At 46.5% G+C, this 288-nt stretch carries 1 pseudogene; it reads right to left on the bottom strand.

The window, feature by feature from the left end:
- Positions 1–22: 22 nt before the first annotated feature.
- A pseudogene (locus QP415_RS11515) lies at positions 23–288 on the bottom strand (type I-E CRISPR-associated endonuclease Cas1e); the annotation flags it as partial.

Genomic DNA, 288 nt, shown 5'->3' on the forward strand with positions numbered 1-288 from the left:
GTAGCCGTGACAACCGCAAACATTACGAGTCCTTGCCATACTGAATATGCCCAGATACCTCTTCCCCGACCGATCCGATCAAACGGTCGTCGTCACGACGGGGAAGATGCGGTGATAGAACCTGCATCAGAGCATCCAACATCCTAACCACTACATGTTTTTCGAATATGGCTGCCCTAATTTTCCTTCGAACGAATATGAGTGGGTCTTCAGCAGTTGTCGCAGAAAAAGCCAGCGGTATGGTCATAGTTGGTTTATACAGATCAGCTAAATCAAAAAGTAATGATC

This window comes from Pauljensenia sp. UMB3104, from assembly GCF_030217285.1.
In the GTDB taxonomy this organism is placed as follows: Bacteria; Actinomycetota; Actinomycetes; order Actinomycetales; family Actinomycetaceae; genus Pauljensenia.